Annotated in this window: 1 protein-coding gene; it reads right to left on the reverse strand. The window is 45.0% G+C overall.

Features of this window, described 5'->3' with window-relative positions:
• Positions 1 to 242: undecaprenyl phosphate translocase family protein (locus BKB51_RS20595; protein WP_125911899.1), on the reverse strand; the 242-nt coding region annotated here is incomplete at both ends.

Raw genomic sequence — 242 nt, forward strand, 5'->3', positions numbered from 1 at the left:
GCTGTTAAGAGCGCCTAATACATCTACTTTCCACGGCCATACCTTGACCAAAGAGCCGGCAATAAAACCGGTCAGCAATGCCAAGGTGGCTTGATAGTAGCGGGCTAATAACCATTTTAGAGCACGGGTAAATAAAAACAATCCAGTTGCCATGCCCGCCATCACAGTTAATAGTACCGTAAAGTTAAGAGTATGCACGGCTTCCAATACGGTATCGTAGGCACCTAGCAACAACAATATAA

The organism is Kiloniella majae (genome assembly GCF_002118315.1).
Classification (GTDB): domain Bacteria; phylum Pseudomonadota; class Alphaproteobacteria; order Kiloniellales; family Kiloniellaceae; genus Kiloniella; species Kiloniella majae.